Source organism: Janthinobacterium sp. LPB2021202312-11-4 (genome assembly GCF_037049705.1).
GTDB lineage: Bacteria > Pseudomonadota > Gammaproteobacteria > Pseudomonadales > Pseudomonadaceae > Aquipseudomonas.
The window spans coordinates 39,925-64,879 of sequence record NZ_JBAGKV010000024.1; the positions used below are offsets into that span (position 1 = coordinate 39,925).

Below are 24,955 nucleotides of genomic sequence, written 5' to 3' on the forward strand. Positions count from 1 at the left end.
TCATGTCTTCAACCGGAGAACCATCATGTTCCGCCCTCTCGCTTTACTGGCCGTGGCCGTGCTGCTCAGTGCCTGCGCGGCCCACCAGGTCAATCATGACTTTGACGCCAGCCGCGATTTTGCTGCGTATCGCAACTGGAGCTGGAAAGAACCCGCCCTGCAATACCGTCCCGATGACCCGCGCATCAAGAGCGACCTGACCGAACAGCGCATTCGCCAGGCCGTGGCCGATCAGCTTGATCAACGGGGCTTGCGGCCTGCCGCCGGGGGCCAGAAAGGTGACTTGAATGTGCAGGCCTACCTGATCGTCGAGGACCGTCAGCAACAAGTGACCACCAATTACGGCGGCGGCTGGGGTGGCCCGTGGAACGGTTACTGGGGCGCGCCGATGTACAACGAAACCCGCAACGTCAGCTACAAAGTGGCGACCATCCAGATCGACCTGCTCGATGGCAAGGACGGCAAACTGGTGTGGCGCGGCAGTGACGAGCAAATGCTCAGCAGCACCCCGAACCCGGCGGATCGCAGCAATGCGGTGCGTGAAACCGTGAGCCGAATCCTGGCCAACTACCCACCCAGATAAATCCCACAATCCCCTGTAGGAGCGAAGCTTGCTCGCGATGGCGGCGTGTCAGTCGATATCCATGTCGACTGTTAAGCCGCCATCGCGAGCAAGCTTCGCTCTTACAGGTTTTTTTGCTGGCTGCGCTGGCGTGGTGCCAGCAGCCTGGCAAACCCTTGTCTACACTGCATTTCACCAAAGGAGGCAGCACTCGGTAGTGCGCCGGCGAAGGAGTGCGCGATGTCGCAGTTTCGCGGCCCCACCCGGCAACGGGGGGCAATCGGTCTGATGGCGGCGGCGACCCTGGCCCTCGCGCTGATATTGATGCTGCTGGTGGTCGACACCGGCCGGCTCTACATGGAGCAGCGCAAGTTGCAGCGCGTGGTCGATACCGCCGCGCTGGAAGCCGTCAGTCGCGGCGGGACCTGCCTGCCCGGGCTCACCGCCGCCAGTTACGCCGGCCAAAGCGCCACGCGCAACGGCTTCACCGTTGACGTTAACAACACACTCGCCACCACCTGCGGCTCATTACTGACCGGGGCCAACGGGTTGCGCACCTTCACGGTGGATGCGACCCAGGCAGCGGCGGTCAAAGTCGTGGCCAGCCGCACCGTCACCACCAGTTTTGCCGGTGGCTTGCAGGCGTTGGTCAGCGGCGGGGCGGTCAGTCTGAATACCCAGCTCAATGCGTCGGCGGTGGCGGCGGCCCCGTTGCCGCCGCTGGCCCAATTGACCATTCGCAGTACGCTACTCGACGTCAATTTATTGAACGGGATCAGTTCCTCGATAGGGGGCGTTCCAGTCAACTTAACCGTCGCCAGTTGGAACGGTTTACTCGGTGCCAATATCAACCTGCTCAACTTCATGGATCAGTTGGCCGTTGATCTGCATGTCACGGCGGGCAATTACACCCAACTGCTGACTACCGATGCGACGGTCGGTCAATTGCTTCAGGCGGCCGCCACCGTGGCGCAACTCAATGGCGCTACGGCGGATGTACAAGCGGGTTTCAATGGGTTGATCAGCGCCGTGGTCAGCCCGACCAAAGTGCACTTGGGCGATATCTTGAACCTGCAGAGCGGCACCACGTCTTCCGCTCTGAACGCCAGCGTGAATGCGCTTCAGCTCGTCCAGGCCTTTCTTGAACTGGGCAACAGCAAAAGTGCGGTAGCGGGCACCATTCCTGTGAATTTGCTGGGGCTGGGTCTCGGCGCTACCGCGAAGATCAAAGTTATCGAACCCGCGCAGTTTTCGGTGGTGGGCAACCCGGCACTGGCAAAAGTAGCGCCATTGGGGGCCAATCAAATTTATGTGCGCACTGCCCAAGTCCGGGTACTGGTCACCCTGGACTTGTCGTTGGTCACCAACCTGATCGGTGTCGTCACCAACACCTTGTCGGTTGTCACGGGGCTGTTGGGGCTCAATCTCTACGTATTGCCCAACCCCAATCTGGACATCAGCCTTGAAGCGGGTGGCGGCAACAGTTACGTCACCGATTACACCTGTGTCAGCGATACCAATAAAAGCCTGACCGCGAACACGACCACCACGGTGGCCGAATTGCGAGTTGGGCGGATCAATTCGGACTGGGCTTCATCCCTTTCGCCGATGACGGTCACCCCCGTGACGTTGCTCGACATCAGGAACGCAAACGTTCCGTTTTCGGGTGGCGGCGCAGAAATCAAGATCGACAGCCCCGCGTTGCAAACCAGTGCCACTTCAACGTTTATCAACCCGCCAAAAGTCGGATTAGATCCCTCCAACCCGCCTTATACACTGACCGCTTCCAACGCGATCGCGGGTATGTCGCAAGCCGTCAGCGGCGTGCAATTGATCGTCCACACACCCGCGTTCACGCCCAATCCCTTGTTGGCGATCGCTTTCGGTACGTTGAATACATTGCTGACGGGCGTGCTGTCGCTGTTAACGACGACCCTCAATTCGATCCTCAGTCCGCTGCTGGACAACTTGCTCAACAATGTCCTGAAAACCCTGGGGATCGAAGTCGGGAAAATCCAGGTCGGCGCCAACCTCACCTGCGGCCAACCCGGCAAGGCCTACCTGGTGATCTGACCGTCATCCGTATAAATCGGGAGCTCAATACAAAACCGGGCCCCCTCAACCGAGTTGCTCACACTCAACCGTCCGCCCATGTTCTCGACAATCCCATAACTCACCGACAATCCGAGCCCAGTGCCGACGCCCACCGGTTTGGTGGTGAAGAAGGGCTCGAAAATCCGTTCCAGCAACCGTGGGTCGATACCGCCGCCGTTGTCCTCGACCCACAGCCGCACCGACTGTGCATCGCGTTCGGCATAGACCGAGATCCATGGTTTGAACTCACGGTCGGCCTCGCGCTTGCTCAACAGCGCGTCCCTGGCGTTGACGATCAGGTTGATCAGCACTTGTTCCAGTTGATCGACATAGCCGCGCACTTGCACGACAAAACCGGTCTCGCTGATGCGCAGCTCCACGCCTTTTCCGCGCATGCCTTCGGCCAGCAGCGACAGTGTGCCTTCGATGGCGTCGGCGGGATTGAACGGGTGCTGCTCGATCTCTGAGCGACGGCCAAATACCCGCATGTGGTCGACCACCCGTGCGGCCCGCTGGACCTGTGCGTCGATGCGGTTGAGTTTGTCGGTGAGGTAGTCGATTTGCACATCGCCGTTGCCCAGGCGCTTGAGCACGTTGACGATGGCCATGCGCATCACGTTCAGCGGCTGATTGATTTCATGGGCCAGCCCGGTGGCCATTTCGCCGAGGGTGGCCATTTTCGCGCTCTGGGTCAGTTGCTGTTGGGAGCGTCGCACTTCGGTGTTGTCGCGGCCCACGGCCTGGACTTCCAGCAACCGGCCCTGATCGTCGAACACGCCGCGATCCGACCAGACCCACCAGGCATGTTCTCGCCCGGGCAATTGCAGGCTGATTTCGGCGCTGCTGACCGGGTTTTCCGGGGTGAGCAAGCTGAGCCGCAGCACAAAGGCTTCGCGCTGTTCGTCCGACATCCAACTGCCCAGGTTCACCCCCGGCAATTGCTCGGGCTCACATTCCAGGTAGTTCGCCAACGGACGATTGCCGAAACTGAGGCTCAGGTCCGGGCGATAACGGCAGATCATCGCCGGGGAATCCTCCACCAGCATCCGATAACGCTCTTCGCTCTGTTTCACCTGCTCGGCGGCCAAAGTCGCTTCGGTGACGTCCAGCCACAGGCCCACGGCTTCCACCGGTAACCCGAGGTCGTCACGCAGCAGTTTGGCTTCGTCGAGCAACCAGTGGTAATCGCCGCGACTGTCGCGCAGTCGATAACGGGCACGCACCGAACCTTCACGCAACAGGTGTCGGGTGCGTTCGAAATAGCGGTCGCGGTCGTCGGGGTGAACCCGTTCGATCAGCGCGGCAGCGTCGCAGTCTTCAAGGCTCCAGCCCAGCAGCGGCTGAAGGCTGGCGCTGAAAAACGTCGGGTGCAGCGCGCCTTCGACATAGCGCTGCACGTAGATCACCGCCGGCGAACTGGCGATCAGGTTGTCCAGCCGCGCATGGGCGGCGGCGGTGTGTTGTTGCTGGTTCTTGATGTCGCTGATGTCGAGCATGAAGCCCACCAGCCGACGCCCCTCGCCAGTGCCGATGGCTTGGCCCTGGAGCCGGTACCACAGCGGATGATGCTCCGCGTCGCCGCGATGCAGGCGCACGCACAGGGTCAGCGGCTCGTCGTGTTGCTGCAAGGCGTTTAGCCGACTGCGCAGTTCCTCGCGATCGGCTGGATGGATTTGCAACAGCCAGTCTTCAAGCGTCAGCCGGGCGTTATCCAGGTGCAGGGTGTCGGCCAGGGTCGGCGCCAGCAGGATGTCATTGTTGACGCCCAAGGCTTCCCACCAACCGGTGCCGAGCAAGGCTTGCAACGACTCCAGTCGCTCCAGTTGCAAGTGGTGCTGCTGCTCGCGCAAGCGGCTGAGCAAGGGGCCGGCCAGTGCGCTGAGCAAGAGCAGCCAGTCGCGATCACCCAGGTCTGGCGCGCGCTCGTGCGCCGGGTAAAAGCCGCACAGCAACCACGCGGCAACTCCCCGGTCATCGCTGTACGGCACGGCGAAGCCCTCGGCATTGCCGAACAGCGCCTGCAAGCGCGGGTGTTCACTGATCCCGTGGCTGAGGCCCAAGCGCTGGGGCGCCGAGCCGTTCAAGCTGTCGAGTACGGTGCCCAGGCGCTGATCGTTTTGCCACAGATCCGGCGCGTCATGGGCGCGGTAGTGGCGATGAATCTGCCAGCCTTCTTCCTGTTCATCGAGCAACGCCAGCGCCACACACGGCACGTGCCAGCGCTGGGCGATGGTTTGCAGCTGTTCGCTGACGATCACCGGCAACCGCGCCAGGCTGCACGCGCGCAGGTGTTCGCTGATCTGTCCGGCCACGGCTTGGCATTCTTCCCGGCTGTGGGCCTGGTGGCGCTCGAGCAACAGGTCGCCGATGTCCATCAACTGCAATAACCAGCCGCCGGCCCAGGGTTGCGCCCAGCCACGCAGGTGCAGGGTCTGCTCGGCCACACCGAAGAAGTCCAGATCCAGGCTTTGCCCCTGCCAGTCGCCGGGCTGACCTTCGATCACCAGGCTGCTATGGGTCAGCACGTAGCGGTGCAGCGGCAAAGGCTGGTCGTGGGGCGGTTGTGGGGCCAGTACGTGGCGCAGCGGGCCAGCCATTTGCAGCACGTGGCCGTGGCGATCCAGGTACAGATGCAGGCCCGGTGTTTGTGCGGCCAAAGGCTCGGGCGACTCACCGGCGGGGAGGGTCGGGCGCTTGAGCAAGCGGGCGAAGAGTTTCTCACCGGACGTCAAAATTGCAGGCTCGACGTGGCACTCAGGTTGGTCGGCAGGCTGGGCACTGTGCCCACGCCCGGCAGCACCAGAAACGGCATGACCTGATTCAGTTTGCTCACCGGGTAAGTCACGGTGACCGTGAGGATGCCTTTGCTGGTGTCGTACACGGCACTGGTGTCCACGCCGATCACCAGGTTCAGGGCGGGGGGCACCCAGGACAATTGTTGCTGCAGGGTGGCGGTCGCGGTGTTTTGGACCACCGTTTGATAGCCGGGCGTATTGGGGTCCACCGCCACGCTGCGGCGCACCGCTTCGGCGGTGGCCTGGTTGAACGATTGCATCAACACAAACGGCAGGCTGTAACTGACCAACCCGTAAAACACCGCGAAAAAGATCACGAACACCAAGGCGAATTCAATCGCCACGGCACCTTTTTGCTTGCTGGGGAGGCCTGCTTTCATGAGTGCGTCTACCCTGACAGTCACTGCGTAATGTCAGCATAGAATCATTCAGCCAAAACGGACGATTTTTACCGGATGCAGAGCCTTGTCTTGATTATCTGGCTGACGCTGTGCGCGGCCCAGGATGCGCGCCACCGGCACATCGCCAACGGGCTGACCCTTGGCGCAGCCGTTGCGGCACTGGCCTATTTGCTGTGGACCGGCAACACCTGGCTGGGCGCCGACGCGGTGCAGGGCGGTTGGGCGTTTTTGCTGGCGCTGGCCTTCACCTTGCCGGGCTACGCGATGAAGCGCATGGGCGCCGGCGATGTGAAATTAATGACAGCTTTGGGGCTTGCGACGGACGGTATCCACCTGCTCGGTGCGTTTATTGGCGCCGGTCTGGCGAGTGTGTTCTGGTTATTGCTAGCGCCAAGAGTCTGGCTCCATATGAGTCAAGGGCTTAGGGATCGTCTGCGATTTTTAGGCCCTCAAGTGTCAAAAAAGCAGCCATATGCGCCGTTCGTGTTGATCGGCTTGGTGTGCACGCTCCTTTGGACCCATTAGTCGCCAAGCGCCACTAGTCCTATGTACATAGTCGGAAAGTGCGTCTACTTTCAAAACAGTAGTTGTACAGCCGCGGCTGCAAGTACAGGAACGGTCAGCTTTTGACCTGGGCATGGAGTGGCATGTGAACAAGCGAACGTCTGCGGTAAAAGTCCTGGTGGTCGACGATCAGCCGCTGATTGTCGAAGAACTGTGTGAATTCCTTGAAAGCAACGGTTATCGCTGTGTGCCTTGCGACTCGGGCACCCAAGCGGTCGTGCGTTTCATCGAGGACATCGAAATCGGTCTGGTGCTCTGTGACCTGCACATGCCGGACATGGATGGCATCCAGCTTGTACAAGAGTTGCAGCGACTGTCCGGCAAGCAGCGGGCGTTCGAGGCGATCATGCTCACCGGTCGCGCCGACAAGCAGGACGTGATCAAGGCCCTGCGCGCCGGGATCGCCGATTACTACCAAAAGCCGATCGATCTGGATGAACTGCTGGAGGGTTTGCAGCGTCAGGAAGCGGCGTTGCAAGAGCGGCAGAAGGATGTGCAACTGGGGCATTTGAATCAGAAGCTGCAATACCTGTCCGAGTCGATCGATGACCTTTATCAGGACCTGGACAAGGTTCGGCGCTCCCCGCGTTCGTCTGCGTTGCTGGGCACCGTGGATGGCGCGGTCAGTGAGGCGGATCAGGAAGAGATCCCGGCGATTTTCAATCAGCTGTCACCCCGGCAACTGGACGTGGCGCGGTTGGTCGGCAAGGGCCAGACCAATTACCAGATTGCCTGTGAATTGGGGATCACCGAGAACACGGTGAAGCTGGACGTGTCGCAGGTGTTGCGCTTGACCCACATGCATAACCGCACGCAATTGGCGTTGGCGTTGTCGCCGAGCAATTCGGGGATGCGCCAGAGAGTCACCGCTCACTGATTGGCACCCAGGCCCACCGTAGGAGCTGCCGAAGGCTGCGATCTTTTGATCCTGGCGGCCGGCGTCATTACCACCGAACCGCGTTATCGTTCTTCGTGGGCAAGCCTTGCTCCTAGAGGGGCGAGGTTTGCTTGCAATCGCTGTTCACTTGTTCACCTCAATCTTCCCGCCCGCATCCGGATCGTACAAATCCGGAATCTCATACCGGTACTTCTTCAGCCAACGCTGCATCGCCTCTTCCCGCTCCGCCGCGCTGGCGGTTTGCGGTGTTCTGGACGCGACTTTGTTGCGGCTTTGCAGCACCAGCCAGTTTTCGGTTTCCTGTTGTTGCGGCGATGACGGCCCGGCGTCGAGGGCCATCGCGCTCAGCGGAACGATCAACAGGCTCAGGCAGCAAAACTTCTTCATGGCCAACTCCTATTTGAGCGCGGTTGGTTGCGCGTCCGTCACCGTGGCCACTTGATCGCCAGCCGCCGTTTTACCCTTGACCGGATGCTTGAGTTTTTCCGCGCGGCCCTGGGCGTCGGTGAATTGTTCCGGCGTCAGGTGCGAGCGGCTGACCACTTCGGCGGCTTGCTGCCAGTTGTCCTGATACAGCAACAGCGTCACCAGATTCGCCGCCGCGAGGTTGTCGTGTTGCTTGAGTTCGATGGCCGTGAGGAATTCAAAACGCGCGTCTTCGAGGCGCAACTGATTGAGGTAGACGACGCCCAAATCGTTGCGGATTTTTTCGTCGGTCGGCGCCAGACGCGCGGCGCGTTGCAGGTGCGCCTGGGCCTGGCCGTAGTCGCCACGGGCGGCGAACAACTGGCCCAGGCCTTGTTCGGCGTCGGCCGACAGGCACGTGCCGAGCAGGCTGCGGTACAGCGGTTCGGCTTCGCTGCGGCCCAACAGGCGATAGACCTTGGCCTTGCGCAGCCGCACTTCGCTGAGGTTATCGGGCAGGCTCTGCAAGTTGGCCAGGCTGGCGTGGAGTTTGCCGTCACTGACCAAGTCATCGGCCAGGTTCAAGGCCAGTTCCTGGTCGGAGCTGAGCTTGCTGCAACTGGCCGGCGACATCATCGCCGACCAGGGCGCCTGGCCGTCGGTGGCGCAGCCGGCGAGCATCAGCAGGCTTATTGCAGCAATCAATGCTTTCATCACGATCCCTCAAAAGGTGTGCCACTCAATTGGCAAACGCCCGGGTGATGGCGGTAAACCCGGGGCCGGCGAGGACGATCAACAGCGCCGGAAACAGGAACAGCATCATCACCACGGACATCTTGGCCGACATTTTCGAAATGTATTCTTGCTGCCGCGTCAGGCGCCGGTCGTCGAGCAATTGCTTGAGCGCCAGCAGCGACTTCATCGCGCCGCCGCCCTGATGAATCAACTGCTGCAAGATCACGCAGGTGTCGCTGAACTCGTCCACCGCCAATATCAACGCGGCTTTTTGCAGTTCCTGGCCGAGCTCCAGACCGGAGTCGACGCGGGTCAGGATCAGGCGCAACTCGCTGGTTAACTCGGGCAACAATTTTTGCCCTTCGGTGCTGAGGACCCGCAACGCTTGTTCGACCGCCATGCCCGATTCGAAGAGGATGCGCAGCAGCGGAATGAAGGTCGATATTTCCACGGCGATGGTTTTCTGCCGGCGTGCGGCGGCGTAGGCCAGCAGGCGTTTGGGCAGCAAATAGCCGAGGCCGGTGCCGAACAGTGGCAGCAGCCAGCCGTTGGCGGCGTGGGGGAAAAACACCTCTTGCAGAAACAGCCCCAGGCCCAGGGCCAACAACGGCGTGCCGATCTGGCTGGCCGCATACACCGCGCGCTCATTGGCGCGGCGCCAGCCCAAGCGGCTGAGCAGGGTCTGGGTTTCGCTGTCGATGCTGACCGAACGCTGGCCGAATTTACTGTTGCCGAGCACCCGCAGCCAACTGCCGAAACGGCTTTCGCGCACCAGTTGTCCCTGCAGGCGCTGGTTCACCTGGCGCACGCGACGTCGCTCTTGCAGCAAGTGGTTGGCCACCAGCAGCAAGGCTCCGAGAAACAACATGAGACTGGCCAGCAGGACCATTTTAAACACTCCGCAACATGCGCCACAGCGCCAGGCAACCCAGCACTTGCAGGACCACCGCGACAATCAACATCACCTGGCCGCCCGAGTCATGCCACATGCCGAGCATGTAACCGGGGTTGGTCAGCATGAAGTAACTCACCAGAATCATCGGCAGCGAGCCCAGCACCCACGCGGTCATGCGGGTTTCACCGGTCATCGCCCGCAGTTGGCGTGCGCCCTGGTCGCGTTCGCGAATCAGTTTGATCAGGTTCTCCAGCAGCTCGCTGGCGTTGCCGCCGTAGCGATGATTGACCTTCAGGCCCAAGGCAAACATGCGTAATTCATCCTGTTCATACAGCTCGGCGAAATCGCTGACGGCATCCGGCAAATTGACCCCAAGCTGCACGTTGCGCTGCACCCGGCCCATGGCTTTTTTCAGTGGATCGTCACTGGCCTCGATCCCGCCCATCACCGCGTCGCTCAAGGTGCGTCCGGATTTGAGGCTGCGCACGGTGTGGTCCAGCAACTGCGGCAATTGTTCGATCATGCGTTTGAGGCGGCGGTGGTACAGCCACGAGATGTACAGCCTCAAAACCAATGGCGGCGCGAGCAACAGCGTCAGCAAACCGACCCAGTCGGCGACCAGATAACCGAGCAGTAACGCCGTGCCCCAAAGCGTCAGCCACAGCCCGAGACGTTCTGTGGGGCGGCCCAGACCTGCGCGTAAAAACATCCGTTCCAGACCGACCCACCGGGTGTTTTCCGCGATTCGCTGCGGCTGCCCCTGGGCCAATCGGCTGAGCACCCGTTCGTTGCCGGTCTTGCGAATGCCGTGCAAGAACAGCCACACCGAGAGCCCGAGCAGCACCACGCAAATCAGGCTGAGAATCATCGGTACGATCATGCCCAATGCTCCATGCCGTCAGCCCAGGCTCGACTCGTGCCGCAGCTTGTCACCCGCCGGGTTGATCGCCTCGCGCAGGAAGCCGAAACCGCTGCGCCGGTCGAGCCGGAACAGGGTGTTGGTGACGTAGACGTCTTCGCGCACGCCGACCACTTCCACCACTTCGCTGACACAGCGGCGGCCATCGGGCATGCGCGTCAGTTGAATGATCACGTCCAGCGCGGCGCAGATCATCTGCCGCAGAGTGCGTTCGGCCACCGTGCGCCCGGTGAGTCCGACTAACGTTTCCAGGCGCAGCAGCGCATCCTGGGCGTTGTTGGCGTGCACGGTGCTCATCGAACCGTCGTGGCCGGTGTTCATGGCGGTGAGCACATCGAGCACTTCGACGCCGCGAATTTCGCCGAGGATGATCCGGTCCGGACGCATGCGCAGGGCGTTGCGGATCAGGTCGCTGGCCTTCACTTCGCCATGGCCCTCGGCATTCGGCGGGCGGGTTTCCAGGCGCACCACGTGGGGATGGCCGAGTTGCAATTCGGCCACGTCTTCGATGGTCACCAACCGTTCGTGGGGGTTGATCAGTTGGCTGAGGATGTTCAGCAATGTGGTTTTACCGGTGCCGGTGCCGCCGCTGATGAGGATGTTGCAGCGCTTGCCGACGGCGTTTTGAAAGAACTCGAAAATCCCCTGGTCGATGGTTTGCATGGCCACCAGATCGCTGCTTTTGAGCATGTCCTTGCGAAACTTTCGAATCGACAGGCACGGCCCATCCAGCGCAATCGGCGGGATGATCGCGTTGACCCGACTGCCGTCCGGCATGCGCGCATCGACCATCGGCGAGGACTCATCAAGCCGCCGGCCCAGTGGCGCAAGAATCCGCTGCATGACGCGCTCCACATGGTGGGCATCGATGAACCGCAGGTCGCTCAAGTGCAGCACACCGTCCCGTTCGATGAACACCCGGTGCGGGCCGTTGACCAGAATTTCGGTGACCGCCGGATCGCGCAGCAACACCTCCAGCGGCCCGAAACCGGTGAGCTCATCAACGATTTCCTCGGCCAGCCGCTCCATTTCATAACGGGAAATCGCCAGGTGCAGGCGGGCGATGTATTCGGCGACTTTGTCGATGACGAACTGCGACAACAGGGGCCGCGAACCCTCCAGCAAGTTTTTTTCCGGACTCTTCGATGGCGTCGATGATGTAACGATGCAGCACCAGTTTCAGGCCTTCATGGTCGGTGTTGCCGACCGGGCCGCGCTGGGGCGCACCAAATAATTTCTCCCCGATCATGGTGTGCCCCTCAAGCGGTCGTACCAATGGGACTTGGGCTTGGCCAGGCTTTCGGAGCGCTTGGCCAGTCGTTCGCCGAGGACGCGCAGGCTATGGGTGAGTTTTTCCCGAGGGGCCAATTCGAACAGGGTCACGCCTTGGTTCTTCGCGTTCAGCCGTACTTCCGGGCTGTAGGCCAACACAGCGATCACTTCCAGGTTGAAGGTTTTGCCGAGGGTTTCCGAGTCCGGTGCGACGTGGCTCAAATAGCGGTCGATCAACAGGCGCCCGTGGTCGAGTTTCATGCCCTTTTCGCGCCACTGATTGAGTACCGCCAGGTTGCGCCGGCAGTCGAGGACGTTCTGGTCGCTGTACCACAGCAGCTTGTCGCAGTGGCTGACAAAGGTGCGCAACGCTTCGCTGTCCGGCTGGCCGGTGAGGTTCACCACGATGTGCTGGAAGTGTTGGCGCAAGGCGCTGAGCAGCATGTACAGCTCGGCGGCGCTGGTGCTTTCCAGCGGCTCATCGTTGCTGGCGTAGGCGAGAATCCGCAGCCCGGCTTCGGCACTGGTGAAGGCGCTGTCGATCAACGTGGCGTCGAGCCTTCGCAAGTGGCGCAAGGCATCGCCGAAGTGAAACGAACTCTCCAGCCCCAGCAACGCCAGGCTGTCGCCACGGGGCAGACCGAGGTCGAGCAGCAAGGTTTGTTGCCCGCTCTTTTGCACCACCAGCGCCAGGTGATTGGCCAGCAATGCGCCGTCGCCATGGCTCTGGGTGCCGTACATCACGGTGAGGCCGCCCAATTGAGTGTTCGTGGCCACCGGCGGCAGGCGTTTGCTCAGGCGCCGCACCAGCCCGGCGACTTCACTGGAACGCGAACCGTAGGCGACGAAATCCCGCGCCCCGGCGCGCATGGCATTGAGGACGAGTTGGTTGTCCATGCCGTCGCCGAGGGCAACGATGGCCAGCATCGGTTTGGCCTCCAGCGCGCCTTCGATCAGCGCGCTTTGGGCCACCACATGTTCGCGGTCGAGGCCGACGAACACCAGGCTGGCAAAGGTCACGTCCACCAGCGCGAGCAATTCGTCGAGGCTGCCGCCACCAGCGCTGACCACTTGGCCCAGCGGCGCCAGCGCGCCTTGCAGCCACTCAAGGTCGGTGCCGTTGCGCGTGATGGCGAGGAAGGTCTGGCTCAGGTTTTGGCTCTGGCTCATTGCGACAGTCCGCTGCGTTTGTCGAAGTTGCCGTTTTCGAGGAAGAACATGCGATAGAAATTTGGGTCGTAGTTGCGCAGTTTTTCTCCCGGCAGTGACGGCAGTTGTGCGTCGGCGGCCAAGGGTTGAACCAGGTGCGGAGTGACGATCATCAGCAGTTCGCGCTCTTCGCGATTGATCTGCGAGCTGCGGAAAAAGGCACCTAAAACCGGGATGTCACCCAGCCCCGGAAACTTGTTCACCTGGGAGCTGTTGGTGGTGCTGATCAAGCCGCTGATGACAAAACTTTCGCCGTCGGCCAGGGAAATACTGGTGTCGGTGCGACGGATGGTCAGGGCCGGCACGGTGGTGCCGGCAATGTTCACGGCGTTGCTGAAATCCAGCTCGCTGACTTCCGGCGCGACTTTCAGGGCGATGCGGTTGCGGCCGATGATGGTCGGCGTCAGGGTCAGGCGAATGCCGAATTCCTTGTATTCGATGGACACGTTATCGCTGCCGGCGCTGGGCACCGGGATCGGGATTTCACCCCCGGCGAGGAAGCTTGCGCTTTGCCCGCTGAGCGCCACCAGGCTTGGTCGTGCCAGGGTGTAGGCAAAACCGCTGCCCTCCAGCGCGTTGATGATCATCATGGTTTTGCCGCCGATCCAGGAGAAGTTGAACAGGCTGTTATCCACCGGCAGTTTCGGTGTCACCACGCCGTCGATGGCCGGCAAGGTGCCGGGGGCGCCGAACAGGAAATTGCCGCGCGTACCGATCAACGAGGCGGTGGCTTCCTTGAGTTTGGTGCGGCTGACTTCAACGAAGCGGATATCGGTCTGCACCTGTGACGGCAGCGCCGCGTCGTCGGACGGCAGCACGCTGGCGCTGGTCAGGGCGGCGGTGGCGCGGCCCTGGACGAACACCATGCTTTGCCGTGGCTCGCTGGCGCAGGCGGTCCAGACCATCAGGCTGGTGGCGCCGGGCGCCATGCCGGTCAACAGAAATGAGCTGCTGCCATTGGGATGCACGTCGGCAATTTTCGGATCGCCGATGGCCAGGCGTGTGATCGCCACTGGCGACTGCAAGTCCTGTTGCAAGCCTTCGCCGATCTCGATCACCGGCGGCAAACGCCCCAGCGCGGCGCAATTACCGGTCACCGCGAAAGCGGATTCCATGGGGAGCGCCCCCAATATCAAAGCCCAGACCAGGGGTTTGAACGTCGGCATGGTACGACTCTGCATGCAGCAGCATCCTTGATCAGTCATGGGGTTTGTTGGGTGAGCTGATTGCCGCGAATCACTTCGATGGCGGGCCGTGCGGCCCCTGCGTGACTGCCACTGGCCGGCCCTTTGGGCGCGCCGCCGAGGGCCAGTTGGGTGAACTGGAAGAGCTGGCTGTTGGCGCTGTCGAGTTTGCCCGGTGCCTCGTTTTCACCGGCCCAGTATTTGGCCAGGCGCTGCTCTTCACTGCTGCGCACGGCCAGGCGCAAGGTGCCGACCTGGGTCGCCAGCATCAGCCGACTCAACAGTTGTTCGGGCACGGCCAGCACCACTGTGCGCGCGGCGATGCGACGTTGGTCCTGTTTGAGTTTGTCGTCGGCGCTCAGGGCCGGGGTGGCCGGTTGACCGTCGTTGGTCAGGCCGTACTGATCACCCACGCCGAGTACGCGCATGGCCGGGACGACGATCTGCGCCGATTGCTGCAAGTTGCTGGCGTCCTGACGCAGAAACAACAGCACGTCCACGTAATCGCCTGGCGTGAGTTGGCCGGCGGCGCCGATCACTTCGTCCACCGCCACGGCGAGTGCGCGTTCGTTGCTGCGAATCATCCGCGACAGCGTGCCGCCCGCTTCAAAGCTTTCATCGCTGAGCCAGGTGCCGGCGCTCAAGTGGCGCCACGGTGTGCGGCCGATGGCCTGGTCGAGGCTGCCGGCGGGGGCACTGCGCAGTTTTTCCAGGGTCAGGTCGGCGGCGGTCAGCGGGGTGAACGGTGGGACGTCGTGGGTCAGTACGACCACGGGTTGGCGGGTCTGGTCTTCGGCGATGGCGACGGTTTTTTCCACGCTTACCACGGCGGTCGGCGGGGCGACGGGGGCGGCGGCCGGTGCAGGCTGGCGACTGAGCACCAACCCCCAATAACCGACAAAAATCGCCCCGAGTAAAAGCAAGCCGGCAAGGCCCATGGTGACGCGACTGTTCATGACGGCTCTCCCTTTCCTGCTGCACTCACAGCCCGCATTTCCTAACGAGACAATTTCGCAATCAGGCAGCTATGAACATTCAACTATTTCGCTATTTCCACGCTAGTCGATCTAAATCAAAACGCCATTAGGGGCCCGAAAATAACTGGTTTAAGCCGCGAAATTGGCCAATTGACAGCTGTTTTTTGACGCCAGGATTCAACTAGTCCTTTGTGATTAATCCGTTCTTACAGTTGTTGGCCGGGGGTTTGTTGACAATGCTCTGATGGCACAGTGAAAGCCTGTCGCAGTACCGTTTCGTCGGCGCCAGAGGCGCGAAGGAGTAGAGACGTATGATTCTCGAATATCTGTTACTCAGAGCCCGGTTGTTCTTCAAAAGCACCGAAGGCGCTTCGGCCATCGAGTACGCGATTGTGGTGGCGATGGTGGCGGTGGTGGTCGTGGTGTTTGTGACGCCGATCAGCGCCAAGGTCTACAGCATTTTCAGCTCGGTGATCACAGCGCTCGGCGGCACCGCCCCTACCAAGCCAACGCCTTGATTCAGGTGAAGGAGAACTTCGATGCTCTTTGAATACCTGATGTTGCGGGCGCGTCTGTTTCTGGATGACACCGAGGCGGCTTCGGCCATCGAATACGCAATCGTTGTCGCCATGGTGGCGGTGGTTGTGGTGGTGTTTATAACGCCCATCGGTGGCAAGGTTTTCGCCATTTTCAACAGTTTGATCGTGGCTTTGGGCGGGAGCTCACAGACCTTGCCGACACAAACACCTTAAGCCCCGCGAACATCGCGCTCGGCCCATGACCCGCTACACTCGGTTCTACTTCCCGTCTTCAGGTACCGCCCATGAATGCCTCTTCGCCGCCACGCCAACAGTTGCTTCTGGTTGACGACGAAGAGGACGCGTTGCTGGAGCTCGCGGAATTGCTGGAGGGTGAGGGCTTCAGTTGCTTTACCGCGACGTCGGTCAAACTTGCCCTGCATCATCTGACGCGCCATCCCGATATCGCCCTGGTGATCACCGACCTGCGCATGCCCGAGGAGAGCGGCATGTCGCTGATAAAGCGCCTGCGCGAACACACCTCGCGTCAGCATTTGCCGGTGATCGTCACGTCCGGGCACGCGGACATGGAAGACGTCAGCGACATGCTGCGCTTGCAGGTGCTGGACCTGTTTCGCAAGCCCATCTACCACGTGCGGTTGCTGGAGACGCTGAACAATCTGTTTCCGCAGCCGGCGGTGCTTGGGGAGTAAATTCCCCGAAGCCCCCACTGAACCTGTTGGAGCGGGCTTGCTCGCGAAGAGGTCGGCACCCTCAACATTTTTGTTGATTGATCCACCGCTTTCGCGAGCAAGCCCGCTCCCACAAGGACTGTACTGAACCTACAACTGATAACTGAAGCTGATGCTGTATCGCGGCCGGCGGTTGAACGTGTCCAGTGCTTCATCCGACATCGGTTTGGCCGCTTCCAGCGCGACGTTGTAGTACTTCGCATCGCCAAACCTCAACCCCAGCGCTGCCGAGGATAAGTTACTGCCTTGCACCGGCAATTGGTTGAACCAGGTTTTCGAGTGGTCCAGCACGGCATACGGTTGCAGGATTCGCACCCAGTTGCCGTCGCGGTTGAAGCTGTAGTTGACCTCATACGCCACACCCCAACCCTTGTCGCCGGACGCCTGATCGTCGGGGTAGCCACGGCCGAAATTTTGCCCGCCGAATACAGCGCGCTCACTGTCGGGCAGGGTGTCGTCGCTCCAGTACAACGCGCCCGAGAGCACGCCTTGCCAGTTGTCGAAGAACTTGTCGCTCTGCACCCCCGATAGCCGCAAGCGCAGGAAATTCAGATCCAGGTCGGCGTTGGTTTTTGCCCCCATGCCATCGATGCCCTGGTACAACCCGCCGCTGATAATCCGCAGTTGCCGGGCGTCGGCCTTGCGCCAGTCGCTCTCGAAGGCGAGGGCACGGATGTCGGTGCGAACCTCGACGCTGCGCGGGTCGTCGATCACGTCGTAGCGGGTTTTGTCGTTGACCGCATACAGCCGCGCCCCGGCACTCAGTTGTTCGTTCGGCGAGGCAATCAGCGGGTGGCTGAAGCCGATGGAGTAGCGATCGTTTTCCCTGTGTGGCTTGAGTTGCAGACCGTTGTCCAACAGCACATTAGTGCCGGGATCGGCGCGGTAGCGCGAGGCAGACAGGCTCAGTTGTGTGCCTTCGGCGTTGAGGAACTGGCTGTAGTCCAAACGGTAGTAATGTTCTTTGTCGTCCCCCGGCGGGAACAACCCGCTGAGGCTCAATTGTTCGCCCATGGCCGTTTGCGAATTGCTGCTGACCCCGAGCAACGCCTGGGTGCCGTTGCGATTGTCCTCGGTGGTACTGAGGCTGCTGGTGAACGGTTTGCGGCTGGCCTGCACCGCCAGGTACGCCGCGCCATCGGTGGTGCCCGGCGGTGGCACTTGCGCTTGCAAGGTCACGCCGGGAATGCGGCTCATCAGCGTGGTGTAGCGCTCAAACGTCTTGCGGGTCAGCGGTCGTTCGGCCTGGAGTTTGGCCACCAGTTTATCCAGCAGACCCTTGACCCGTCCGAGGTCGCCCTGCAACTGGTAATCCTTGATGTAGCCCTCCACTAAAACGACCCGGGCCACGCCCTGGCTGAAATCCTGTTGCGGCAGGAAGGCGTAGGACAGCAAGTAGCCGTCCTGTTGATAACGGCGGGTGATGCCGCGAGTGGCTTCGATCAAATCGGCGAGGCTGGTTTCATGGCCCAGCAGCGGTTGATAGAGCGCGGCCAGTTCGTTGAGCGGATAGATCGTCCCGCCCTGGATCTGCACGGTTTTGATGGTCACCTGGGTGCCCATGGTCAACGGCTGGGCCTGGGCTGCGCCGGGTTCCGGCACTTGCAGCGGTGCCGTTTTCGGGCGATAGGCGTCGGCGGGCAGGTTCGGTACGGGGAGGTTGCGGATGGTGTCGTTACTGTTGAGGAAGCTGGGAAGGGTGTCGGCGAGTGCGAAGGAACTGACGGTCATGAACAGCAGGGAAGCCATAACGCGCATAGGACACTCCATGGTCGAATCGCAACATCCCGTGGCTCGTCAACTGACTGAACCGTAACCGCGAGGTGTCATGCTCCAAAAGAAAAAGCGGAAGACTCACTTGAATCTTCCGCCTCCAACCAAGCGTAGGCGCTGTAGGTCAGGCCGTCGAATCGGCCAGGTGCAATTCAGCGTTTGTTGCCGGTCAGGCCGCCCAGCAGGCCACCGAGACCACCGCTTGTGCCGGTGCCGCTGGTGCTGCCGCCCGTTGCGCTGGTGACCAGTCCGCCCACAGAGCCGACGGTGGCGCCGACCGTGGTGACCGTATTGCCAACCGCCGCGACGACCGGGTTGGGTGCGGCTGCGGCGATGTTGCCGCCAACGCCGCTGACCGCGCCGCCCACTTGTGTCACCAGGCCGTTGACCGGTGCACCAAGACCGGTGGTGCCGCCGACTTGTTGAGTGAGGCTGGTGACGCTGCTGGTCACCGGATTCAATGCTGCTCCGACGGTGCCACCGACGCTAGCCAGGGCCGTGGTCGGGGCGAGGTTCGGTGTGCTGGAACCGCCCAGCGCGCCGCCAACCGAAGCCACAGTGCCGCCTGCTGCGCCCAGGTTCACCCCGGCGTTACTCACCACTGGATTGGTGTTGCCGGCATTCAACCCGCCGCCGACATTGGCCACGGCGCCGCCCACTGTTTGCAGTAAACCGGAGTTGCCCAGGCCGCCGAGTCCACCGGTACCGGTGCCGGTCCCCGAGTTTGCCACCAGGCCGCCGGCAGTTCCGGCGGTGGTCGCAACGTTTGTCAGCGCGGTACCGACCAGGCCCGTCACTGGATTGTCGCCGCCCGCCGCCGTCACTTTAGTGCCCAGGCCGCCGACGGCACTGGCGACGTTATTGACCAAACCATCGACTGGATTACCCAGGCCGGTAGCACTGCCGACTTTACCCGTCAGGCCTTCCGCCAGCGTCACCACCGGCACCAGCACCTTGTTGCCAACGCCATTGCTCAGAGAACCCAAAGGCCCGGTGCTGGTGGCAACGTTCAAGGTATCGCCGAGCATGGTGACTTTTTCGCCGACACCGCCCAGTACCGGGGTGACTTTGCTGACCACGCCGCCGACCAGTGGAATGCTGCTGGTGGCCGTGGCCAGTTTGCCGCTGATGTCGGTGACGCCAGTGCCCACATCCGACACCACGTTGCCAACGATAGCCGTGGTTTTGGTGACGGCTTGCGGGTTGGTGCCGAGTTGACCCACGCCACCGGTCAGCCCGCCGCCAATGCTGTCCACCACGTTGCCGGTGGTGGTGACGGCACTTTGCACGACGCCACCCACGACCGGTACGGTCGATGCGGTGTTGCCGATACCCGTCAGACCATCGCCGACGCCAGTGACGGTTTTACCCAGGTCGGAAACGACGGTGCTGGTGACCAGAGGGGGGACGGTTGTGCCGCCGGTTCCACCGGTTCCTCCTGTGGTGCCGCCAGTCCCGCCAGTCCCGCCAGTCCCACCGGTGGTGCCGCCAGTGCCACCCGTCCCACCTGTTCCTGCGGTGCCGCCAGTGGTACCGCCAGTGCCCCCGGTTCCACCGGTTCCACCGGTTCCGGCAGTGCCGCCAGTGCCGCCAGTGGTGCCGCCAGTGCCATCCGTGCCACCGGTTCCCGCCGTGCCGCCAGTCCCGGTTGTGTCTCCACCCGTGCCACCTGCTCCGGCAGTACCGCCGCTGCCCGAAGCGCCGCTGCCGGCACCCGCTGCGCCAGCGGCGGCATCGTCGGATGAGCTGCCGGATGTGCTGTGATGACCGCCACCGCCACTGCTGCAACCCGCCAGGCCGAGGGAGAGGATCAATGCCAATGCTGTTGCCGATTTGCACCACACTTGAGTTTTCATGAGCGAGATTCCTTGCACCTGTTACAACGTTCGTTGTCTTCGATGGCCTGTCGATCTGTCGTCGCAATGCCTTCGTCCGTTGTGCACATCACAATCTCAGGAGCGCTTTCGCACCATTCTCAAGTTGGTATTAACCCCTTTATATAAGGGCGTGCGGGTACGGCCTAAGGACTAATACCTTGGGTTTAAGTCGGGTGGCTGGCTTGGGGGGAATTCGTTTTAAATCAACGGAGGGTGTTTTCAGGCGGGGGCTTGGCGCAGGGAAGAAAACTTAAGTTATATATTCACAATTAAACATGTTTTCAGGCTTTAAAAGATCGCAGCCTGCGGCAGCTCCTACGGGGACGCGGTGATCCGTAGGAGCTGCCGAAGGCTGCGATCTTTTGCCGTTCAGGCCACCGGCCGCCAATGCCCGACCATATGCTCCAGGTCCCCGGCGCCCACCAAGAGCAAATCCCCACTGGACGCCGCCGCACTGGCCAGCAACGTCACCTCGCTGGGCAATCGCACCGGTTTGCGAAACTGCACGGCGATCTCGATATTCGCCGTCGGCAGATGATCGGCCAGCGCCGCCAATGTCCGCGCCTTGTTCCACAACCCATGGGCGATGGCGGCAGGGAAACCGAACAACTTGGCGCTGGCCGCACTCAGGTGAATCGGGTTGTAATCCCCGGACACTTTGGCGTATTGCCGGCCAATATCCGCCGGTGCTTTCCAGCGCGCCACTTCGGTCAGCGGCAGGCTCACGGTCAACTCATCCTCGACCGGTTCACCTTCAAGCTTTACCCCGCGACACAGCATCTGGCTTTGCGCTTCCCACAGTGTGCCCAACTGATCATTCAGGGTCGTGACCAGATCGAACGTCGCACCCTTGGCGTGGGGTTGCAGGTTCTGCACTTGCACGCTGACCCGCACGTGACTGACGCCACCCATGGGCCGCAATACGCGAATGCGATTGCCCAGGTGAATCAGCCCCAGCAACGGGAAGGGAAACTCTTTGGACGTCAGCAATTGCATCTGCAAGGCAAACGCCAGGACATGGGGATAAGTCGGTGGCAGCAGACCGTTATCGGCAAAACCACAGACCTTGCGATACGCCGCCAGACGTTGCGGATCGACATTCACCCAGCAATGCAAACCGGTATCGGGCAGGGCGCTGCCGGTAATTTTGCGCCGCATCGCCGCCCGCAGATACAACCCCGGCAAGCTCGGTTCACGGTTAAGCGTGTGCCAATTGGTGATCATGTCTACGCCCCCAAAATACTTTGCCCACACACCCGCAACGCTTGCCCGGTGAACGCGCCGGTGCCCGGTTGCGCCAGCCAGGCCACGGCTTCGGCGACGTCCTGCGGCAAGCCGCCCTGGCCCAGGGAGCTCATGCGTCGCCCGGCCTCACGCAGGGCAAACGGAATGTGCGCGGTCATCTGGGTTTCAATAAACCCCGGCGCCACCGCGTTGATGCTGATGCCGCGCTCATGCAACAGCGGCGCCCAGGCCTGGGCCAGGCCGATCAACCCGGCCTTGCTCGCGGCGTAGTTGGTTTGCCCGCGATTGCCGGCGATGCCGCTGATCGAGGCGAGCAGAATCACCCGGCCGTTATCGCGCAAGGTGCCGGCGTCGAGCAGAGCCTTGGTCAGCACTTGCGGGGCATTGAGGTTGACCGCCAGCACCGCGTCCCAGAATTCCGGGGTCATGTTGGCCAGGGTTTTATCCCGGGTAATGCCGGCGTTGTGGACCACGATGTCGATGCCGTCGGGCAGATGTTCAATCAACTGCGCGGCGGCGTCTTCGGCACAAATATCCAGAGTGATAGCGCGCCCGCCCAGGCGTGCGGCGAGGGCTTCGAGGTCGGTCTTGGCCGGTGGCACGTCTAGCAGGATGACCTCGGCGCCATCCCGGGCCAGGGTTTCGGCGATGGAGGCACCGATGCCCCGTGCGGCGCCAGTCACCAGCGCCTTGCGCCCGGATAACGGACGCGTCCAGTCCTGAACCGGCGTATCGCAGGCCTGCAAACGAATGACCTGCCCCGACACAAAAGCGCTTTTGGGCGAGAGGAAAAACCGCAGCGGACCTTCCAGTTGATCCTCGGCCCCGTCGCCGACATAGATCAATTGCAACGTGCCGCCGCTGCGCAGTTCCTTGGCCAGCGAACGGCTGAAACCTTCCAGGGCACGCTGGGCGCTGGCGGCGAACGGGTCGCTCAGGGTTTCCGGCGCACGGCCCAGAATCACCAGGTGTGCGCTGGAATCGAGGTTTTTCATCAGCGGCTGAAAGAATTCGCGCAGCTGTTTGAGCTGATCGGTGTGCAGCAAATGACTGGCGTCGAACACCACGGCTTTGAGTTTCGGGCCATGGCCGGGAATCCACGCAGTGGCCAGGGACGGCTCGGTGCCGTAGCCGTAAATTGCGTCGGTCAGGCGATTGGCAAAGACGCCGACATTTTCTGTCAGCGGCCCGCCGCCGATCAGCAACGGCCCTTCAACAGGTCGCAGGCGTCCGGCCTGCCAGCGTTCCAGACGCACCGGCGACGGCAGGCCCAGGGCCCCGACCAAGCGGTGGCCGATGGACGAATTGGCGAAGTCGATATAACGGTCTGACATGGAACGCTCTCCGGCAGCTGGGGTTCAAAGTGTGGACCATGAATGGCGATCAGTCGTTCGATCCACGAGATAAGGCCTACGCTTGAATTGTAGGAGCTGAGCTTGCTCGCGATAGCGGTGTGTCAGTCACATAATTTCTGGCTGTCTGACCGTTATCGCGAGCAAGCTTTGCTCCTGCAGGGGAGCGGTTTAAATTTTCGGATAGTTTAGAAGGAGCTTTTCATGACTCAGTTGCGCCGCGTCGCGATCATTGGCGGTAACCGTATCCCTTTCGCCCGCTCCAACGGGCCGTACGCCACCGCCAGTAGCCAGGCGATGCTCACCGCCGCCCTCGAAGGCTTGATCGAACGCTTCAACCTGCACGGTTTGCGCATGGGGGAAGTGGCGGCGGGGGCGGTGCTCAAGCATTCCCGGGATTTCAACCTGACCCGCGAATGTGTGCTCGGCTCGCGGCTGTCGCCGACCACCCCTGCCTATGACATCCAGCAAGCCTGCGGCACCGGCCTGGAAGCGGCGCTGCTGGTGGCCAATAAAATCGCCCTCGGCCAGATCGAGTGCGGCATTGCCGGCGGCGTCGATACCACGTCCGACGCGCCGATCGGCATCAACGAAGGCCTGCGCAGAATCCTCCTGCAAGCCAACCGCGCCAAGACCACCGCCGACAAACTGAAAACCTTCCTGCAACTGCGTCCGGGCCATCTGATCCCCGAGTTTCCGCGTAACGGCGAGCCGCGCACCGGCCTGTCCATGGGCGAGCATTGCGAGTTGATGGCCCAGACCTGGAACATCCCCCGCGCCGAACAGGATCAACTGGCCCTCGAAAGCCATCAGAAACTGGCGGCGTCCTACACCGAAGGCTGGCACAACGACCTGATCACGCCGTTCCTCGGCCTGACCCGGGACAACAACCTGCGCCCGGACCTGACCCTGGAAAAACTCGCCTCGCTGAAACCTGCGTTCGAGAAAAGCGCCAAGGGCACCCTGACCGCCGGCAACTCCACGCCGCTCACTGACGGCGCGTCCCTGGTGTTGCTGGGCAGTGAAGAGTGGGCCAGGGAACGCGGCTTGCCGGTCCTCGCGTACCTGCGCGACGGCGAAGCGGCAGCGGTGGATTTCGTCAACGGCGCCGAAGGGCTGCTGATGGCTCCGGTGTATGCGGTGCCACGCTTGCTGGCGCGCAATGGCCTGACCTTGCAGGACTTCGACTACTACGAAATCCACGAAGCTTTCGCCGCGCAAGTGCTGTGCACGTTGAAGGCCTGGGAAGATCCCGAGTACTGCAAAACCCGCCTGGGCCTCGATGCGCCGCTGGGGTCCATCGACCGCAGCCGACTTAACGTCAAGGGCAGTTCATTGGCCGCCGGGCATCCGTTTGCCGCGACGGGCGGGCGCATCGTCGCCAACCTGGCGAAGCTGCTGGATGCGGCGGGCAAGGGGCGTGGGTTGATCTCGATTTGCGCGGCCGGTGGCCAAGGCGTAACGGCCATCATCGAACGCTAAGACCGACCGAAATCTAATGTGAGAGCGGGCTTGCTCGCGAAAGCGGTGTGTCATTCAACGTTGATGTTGACTGAACCACCGCTTTCGCGAGCAAGCCCGCTCCCACAGGGATGTTTGTAAGATTTGATGACTTGATCTAACGTCGGCGATATCTGCCGTCCTGCGACACAAGGCCCATCAATGACGTCCAACGGACAAATCTCCCTCGAACGGTCTATCCCGGCAATCACGGCCCTGCCGCGCCCGTTATTCGCCCGCGCCGAAAGCCTCAACGCCGGTTCCTGGACGCCGCCCCATCGCCACGACTGGGTGCAGTTTTCCTACGCCATCAGCGGCGTGCTCGGCGTGCACACCGCCGAGGGCAGTTTCTTTGCGCCGCCGCAGTGGGGGATCTGGATTCCCGCCGACCTCGAACACCAGGTAGTGACCTCGATGCGCGCCGAGATGCGCAGCCTGTACGTGCGCCGCGAGGATTGCGAGTGGGCGGACGGGCGTTGCCGGGTGCTGGAAGTGACGCCCCTGGCTCGGGAGCTGATCAAAAGTTTTTGCCTGCTGCCGGTGGAGTATCCCGAGGGCGATACCCAGGAAGCACGGCTGGTGAACGTGTTACTGGATCAGTTGGCGAGTTTGCCGCAGGTAGAGTTTTCCCTGCCGTTGCCCCGGCATGAACGCTTGCTCGGGTTGTGCAATGAGCTGATCGAAAACCCCGAGCTGAACGTGACCTTGCAGCAATGGGCGCAGCGCTTGGGCACGTCGGAGAAGACCCTGATGCGGCTGTTTCAGCGCGAAACGGGTTTGAGTTTTCGCGGATGGCGCCAGCGGATGCGGCTGTTGTCGTCGTTGGGGTTGCTGGAGAAGGGCGACAGCGTGACTAATGCCGCGCTGGCCTGCGGGTATGACTCGACGTCGGCGTTTATCGCGGCGTTCAAGGGGTTGTTCGGGTTTACCCCGGGGGAGTTGTTTCGGCAGTGATGGACTCAAAAGATCGCAGCCTGCGGCAGCTCCTACAGGATGTGCGCCGATCCCTGTAGGAGCTGCCGAAGGCT

The 24,955-nt window shown here is 61.8% G+C and carries 23 protein-coding genes; 9 read left to right on the top strand and 14 right to left on the bottom strand.

The features are described 5' to 3' along the window. Positions 1 to 25 precede the first annotated feature (25 nt). Both V5E99_RS22845 and V5E99_RS22850 read left to right on the top strand, forming a co-directional pair. Positions 26 to 583 (top strand): DUF4136 domain-containing protein, encoded by a 558-nt coding sequence (locus V5E99_RS22845; RefSeq protein WP_499804510.1) that lies wholly within the window; start codon positions 26 to 28, stop codon positions 581 to 583. Between the two features lie 219 nt (positions 584 to 802). Further along, on the top strand, positions 803 to 2,635 hold the full coding sequence (locus tag V5E99_RS22850) for a pilus assembly protein TadG-related protein (RefSeq protein ID WP_499804511.1): 1,833 nt from the start codon (positions 803 to 805) through the stop codon (positions 2,633 to 2,635). Here V5E99_RS22850 and V5E99_RS22855 read toward each other — a convergent pair. After that, the gene (locus V5E99_RS22855) at positions 2,620 to 5,388 is read right to left on the bottom strand and encodes a PAS domain-containing sensor histidine kinase (protein WP_499804512.1); all 2,769 of its coding nucleotides are present in this window, start codon (positions 5,386 to 5,388) and stop codon (positions 2,620 to 2,622) included. The two genes, V5E99_RS22850 and V5E99_RS22855, sit on opposite strands and share 16 nt — an antisense overlap. Further along, positions 5,385 to 5,831, bottom strand: a complete 447-nt coding sequence (locus V5E99_RS22860; protein ID WP_499804513.1) for a TadE/TadG family type IV pilus assembly protein — start codon at positions 5,829 to 5,831, stop codon at positions 5,385 to 5,387. The genes V5E99_RS22855 and V5E99_RS22860 overlap by 4 nt, the downstream gene beginning before the upstream one ends. Positions 5,832 to 5,921: 90 nt before the next feature. Here V5E99_RS22860 and V5E99_RS22865 point away from each other — a divergent pair, with 90 nt between their 5' ends. Further along, complete coding sequence (locus V5E99_RS22865; RefSeq protein ID WP_499804514.1) at positions 5,922 to 6,377, top strand: prepilin peptidase; 456 nt, start codon at positions 5,922 to 5,924, stop codon at positions 6,375 to 6,377. Positions 6,378 to 6,501: 124 nt separating this feature from the next. After that, positions 6,502 to 7,293, top strand: coding sequence for a response regulator (locus tag V5E99_RS22870; protein WP_499804515.1), 792 nt, complete (start codon positions 6,502 to 6,504; stop codon positions 7,291 to 7,293). Between the two features lie 144 nt (positions 7,294 to 7,437). Here V5E99_RS22870 and V5E99_RS22875 read toward each other — a convergent pair whose 3' ends face one another. From V5E99_RS22875 to cpaB, 8 genes are all read right to left on the bottom strand, one after another. After that, positions 7,438 to 7,701 carry a DUF3613 domain-containing protein gene (locus tag V5E99_RS22875; protein WP_499804516.1) on the bottom strand — a complete coding sequence of 88 codons (264 nt, stop codon included), beginning with the start codon at positions 7,699 to 7,701 and terminating at the stop codon, positions 7,438 to 7,440. Positions 7,702 to 7,710: 9 nt separating this feature from the next. After that, complete coding sequence (locus V5E99_RS22880; protein ID WP_499804517.1) at positions 7,711 to 8,433, bottom strand: tetratricopeptide repeat protein; 723 nt, start codon at positions 8,431 to 8,433, stop codon at positions 7,711 to 7,713. Positions 8,434 to 8,458: 25 nt separating this feature from the next. Continuing rightward, on the bottom strand, positions 8,459 to 9,322 hold the full coding sequence (locus tag V5E99_RS22885) for a type II secretion system F family protein (protein WP_499804518.1): 864 nt from the start codon (positions 9,320 to 9,322) through the stop codon (positions 8,459 to 8,461). A gap of 22 nt (positions 9,323 to 9,344) precedes the next feature. After that, positions 9,345 to 10,229 carry a type II secretion system F family protein gene (locus V5E99_RS22890; RefSeq protein WP_499804519.1) on the bottom strand — a complete coding sequence of 295 codons (885 nt, stop codon included), beginning with the start codon at positions 10,227 to 10,229 and terminating at the stop codon, positions 9,345 to 9,347. Between the two features lie 18 nt (positions 10,230 to 10,247). Further along, positions 10,248 to 11,393 (bottom strand): TadA family conjugal transfer-associated ATPase, encoded by a 1,146-nt coding sequence (locus V5E99_RS22895; RefSeq protein WP_499804520.1) that lies wholly within the window; start codon positions 11,391 to 11,393, stop codon positions 10,248 to 10,250. Positions 11,394 to 11,513: 120 nt separating this feature from the next. Beyond that, positions 11,514 to 12,710, bottom strand: a complete 1,197-nt coding sequence (locus tag V5E99_RS22900) for a CpaE/TadZ family protein (RefSeq protein WP_499804521.1) — start codon at positions 12,708 to 12,710, stop codon at positions 11,514 to 11,516. Next, positions 12,707 to 13,930 carry a type II and III secretion system protein family protein gene (locus V5E99_RS22905; protein WP_499804522.1) on the bottom strand — a complete coding sequence of 408 codons (1,224 nt, stop codon included), beginning with the start codon at positions 13,928 to 13,930 and terminating at the stop codon, positions 12,707 to 12,709. The genes V5E99_RS22900 and V5E99_RS22905 overlap by 4 nt, the downstream gene beginning before the upstream one ends. 20 nt (positions 13,931 to 13,950) lie before the next feature. Next, positions 13,951 to 14,889, bottom strand: a complete 939-nt coding sequence (gene cpaB / locus V5E99_RS22910) for a Flp pilus assembly protein CpaB (RefSeq protein ID WP_499804523.1) — start codon at positions 14,887 to 14,889, stop codon at positions 13,951 to 13,953. 332 nt (positions 14,890 to 15,221) lie between these two features. On the opposite strand from cpaB, the gene V5E99_RS22915 reads away from it, so the two are divergent. The 3 genes from V5E99_RS22915 (at position 15,222) to V5E99_RS22925 (ending at position 16,141) form a co-directional block, all read left to right on the top strand. After that, positions 15,222 to 15,428: a Flp family type IVb pilin gene (locus V5E99_RS22915; protein ID WP_499804524.1), complete on the top strand. Its 207-nt coding sequence runs from the start codon at positions 15,222 to 15,224 to the stop codon at positions 15,426 to 15,428. Positions 15,429 to 15,449: 21 nt separating this feature from the next. After that, a complete protein-coding gene (locus V5E99_RS22920) occupies positions 15,450 to 15,662 on the top strand; it encodes a Flp family type IVb pilin (protein WP_499804525.1) in 213 nt (70 codons plus the stop codon). A gap of 71 nt (positions 15,663 to 15,733) precedes the next feature. After that, entirely contained in the window at positions 15,734 to 16,141 is a 408-nt protein-coding gene (locus V5E99_RS22925; RefSeq protein WP_499804526.1) for a response regulator, read from the top strand. Between the two features lie 129 nt (positions 16,142 to 16,270). On the opposite strand, the gene V5E99_RS22930 is transcribed toward V5E99_RS22925, so the two are convergent. From V5E99_RS22930 to V5E99_RS22945, 4 genes are all read right to left on the bottom strand, one after another. Further along, the gene (locus tag V5E99_RS22930; protein ID WP_499804527.1) at positions 16,271 to 17,938 is read right to left on the bottom strand and encodes a ShlB/FhaC/HecB family hemolysin secretion/activation protein; all 1,668 of its coding nucleotides are present in this window, start codon (positions 17,936 to 17,938) and stop codon (positions 16,271 to 16,273) included. Positions 17,939 to 18,105: 167 nt separating this feature from the next. Beyond that, positions 18,106 to 19,809, bottom strand: a complete 1,704-nt coding sequence (locus V5E99_RS22935; protein ID WP_499804528.1) for a collagen-like triple helix repeat-containing protein — start codon at positions 19,807 to 19,809, stop codon at positions 18,106 to 18,108. Between the two features lie 390 nt (positions 19,810 to 20,199). Then, positions 20,200 to 21,054 (bottom strand): MaoC family dehydratase, encoded by an 855-nt coding sequence (locus V5E99_RS22940; RefSeq protein WP_499804529.1) that lies wholly within the window; start codon positions 21,052 to 21,054, stop codon positions 20,200 to 20,202. 2 nt (positions 21,055 to 21,056) lie between these two features. Further along, on the bottom strand, positions 21,057 to 22,409 hold the full coding sequence (locus V5E99_RS22945) for a 3-oxoacyl-ACP reductase (RefSeq protein ID WP_499804530.1): 1,353 nt from the start codon (positions 22,407 to 22,409) through the stop codon (positions 21,057 to 21,059). Positions 22,410 to 22,631: 222 nt separating this feature from the next. Between V5E99_RS22945 and V5E99_RS22950 the strand changes: the two genes are divergently transcribed. Beyond that, on the top strand, positions 22,632 to 23,909 hold the full coding sequence (locus tag V5E99_RS22950) for an acetyl-CoA C-acetyltransferase (protein WP_499804531.1): 1,278 nt from the start codon (positions 22,632 to 22,634) through the stop codon (positions 23,907 to 23,909). 180 nt (positions 23,910 to 24,089) lie between these two features. After that, the gene (locus V5E99_RS22955; protein ID WP_499804532.1) at positions 24,090 to 24,881 is read left to right on the top strand and encodes an AraC family transcriptional regulator; all 792 of its coding nucleotides are present in this window, start codon (positions 24,090 to 24,092) and stop codon (positions 24,879 to 24,881) included. The last annotated feature ends 74 nt before the right edge of the window (positions 24,882 to 24,955 follow it).

Excerpts from the sequence above, each read along its gene's own strand:
- V5E99_RS22845 (WP_499804510.1), top strand. The coding sequence starts at position 26 with ATGTTCCGCCCTCTCGCTTTACTGGCCGTGGCCGTGCTGCTCAGTGCC.
- V5E99_RS22850 (WP_499804511.1), top strand. The coding sequence starts at position 803 with ATGTCGCAGTTTCGCGGCCCCACCCGGCAACGGGGGGCAATCGGTCTG.
- V5E99_RS22860 (WP_499804513.1), bottom strand. The coding sequence starts at position 5,831 with ATGAAAGCAGGCCTCCCCAGCAAGCAAAAAGGTGCCGTGGCGATTGAA.
- V5E99_RS22875 (WP_499804516.1), bottom strand. The coding sequence starts at position 7,701 with ATGAAGAAGTTTTGCTGCCTGAGCCTGTTGATCGTTCCGCTGAGCGCG.
- V5E99_RS22880 (WP_499804517.1), bottom strand. The coding sequence starts at position 8,433 with ATGAAAGCATTGATTGCTGCAATAAGCCTGCTGATGCTCGCCGGCTGC.
- V5E99_RS22885 (WP_499804518.1), bottom strand. The coding sequence starts at position 9,322 with ATGTTGTTTCTCGGAGCCTTGCTGCTGGTGGCCAACCACTTGCTGCAA.
- V5E99_RS22890 (WP_499804519.1), bottom strand. The coding sequence starts at position 10,229 with ATGATCGTACCGATGATTCTCAGCCTGATTTGCGTGGTGCTGCTCGGG.
- V5E99_RS22900 (WP_499804521.1), bottom strand. The coding sequence starts at position 12,710 with ATGAGCCAGAGCCAAAACCTGAGCCAGACCTTCCTCGCCATCACGCGC.
- V5E99_RS22905 (WP_499804522.1), bottom strand. The coding sequence starts at position 13,930 with ATGCAGAGTCGTACCATGCCGACGTTCAAACCCCTGGTCTGGGCTTTG.
- cpaB (WP_499804523.1), bottom strand. The coding sequence starts at position 14,889 with ATGAACAGTCGCGTCACCATGGGCCTTGCCGGCTTGCTTTTACTCGGG.
- V5E99_RS22915 (WP_499804524.1), top strand. The coding sequence starts at position 15,222 with ATGATTCTCGAATATCTGTTACTCAGAGCCCGGTTGTTCTTCAAAAGC.
- V5E99_RS22920 (WP_499804525.1), top strand. The coding sequence starts at position 15,450 with ATGCTCTTTGAATACCTGATGTTGCGGGCGCGTCTGTTTCTGGATGAC.
- V5E99_RS22925 (WP_499804526.1), top strand. The coding sequence starts at position 15,734 with ATGAATGCCTCTTCGCCGCCACGCCAACAGTTGCTTCTGGTTGACGAC.
- V5E99_RS22930 (WP_499804527.1), bottom strand. The coding sequence starts at position 17,938 with ATGCGCGTTATGGCTTCCCTGCTGTTCATGACCGTCAGTTCCTTCGCA.
- V5E99_RS22935 (WP_499804528.1), bottom strand. The coding sequence starts at position 19,809 with ATGAAAACTCAAGTGTGGTGCAAATCGGCAACAGCATTGGCATTGATC.
- V5E99_RS22940 (WP_499804529.1), bottom strand. The coding sequence starts at position 21,054 with ATGATCACCAATTGGCACACGCTTAACCGTGAACCGAGCTTGCCGGGG.
- V5E99_RS22945 (WP_499804530.1), bottom strand. The coding sequence starts at position 22,409 with ATGTCAGACCGTTATATCGACTTCGCCAATTCGTCCATCGGCCACCGC.
- V5E99_RS22950 (WP_499804531.1), top strand. The coding sequence starts at position 22,632 with ATGACTCAGTTGCGCCGCGTCGCGATCATTGGCGGTAACCGTATCCCT.
- V5E99_RS22955 (WP_499804532.1), top strand. The coding sequence starts at position 24,090 with ATGACGTCCAACGGACAAATCTCCCTCGAACGGTCTATCCCGGCAATC.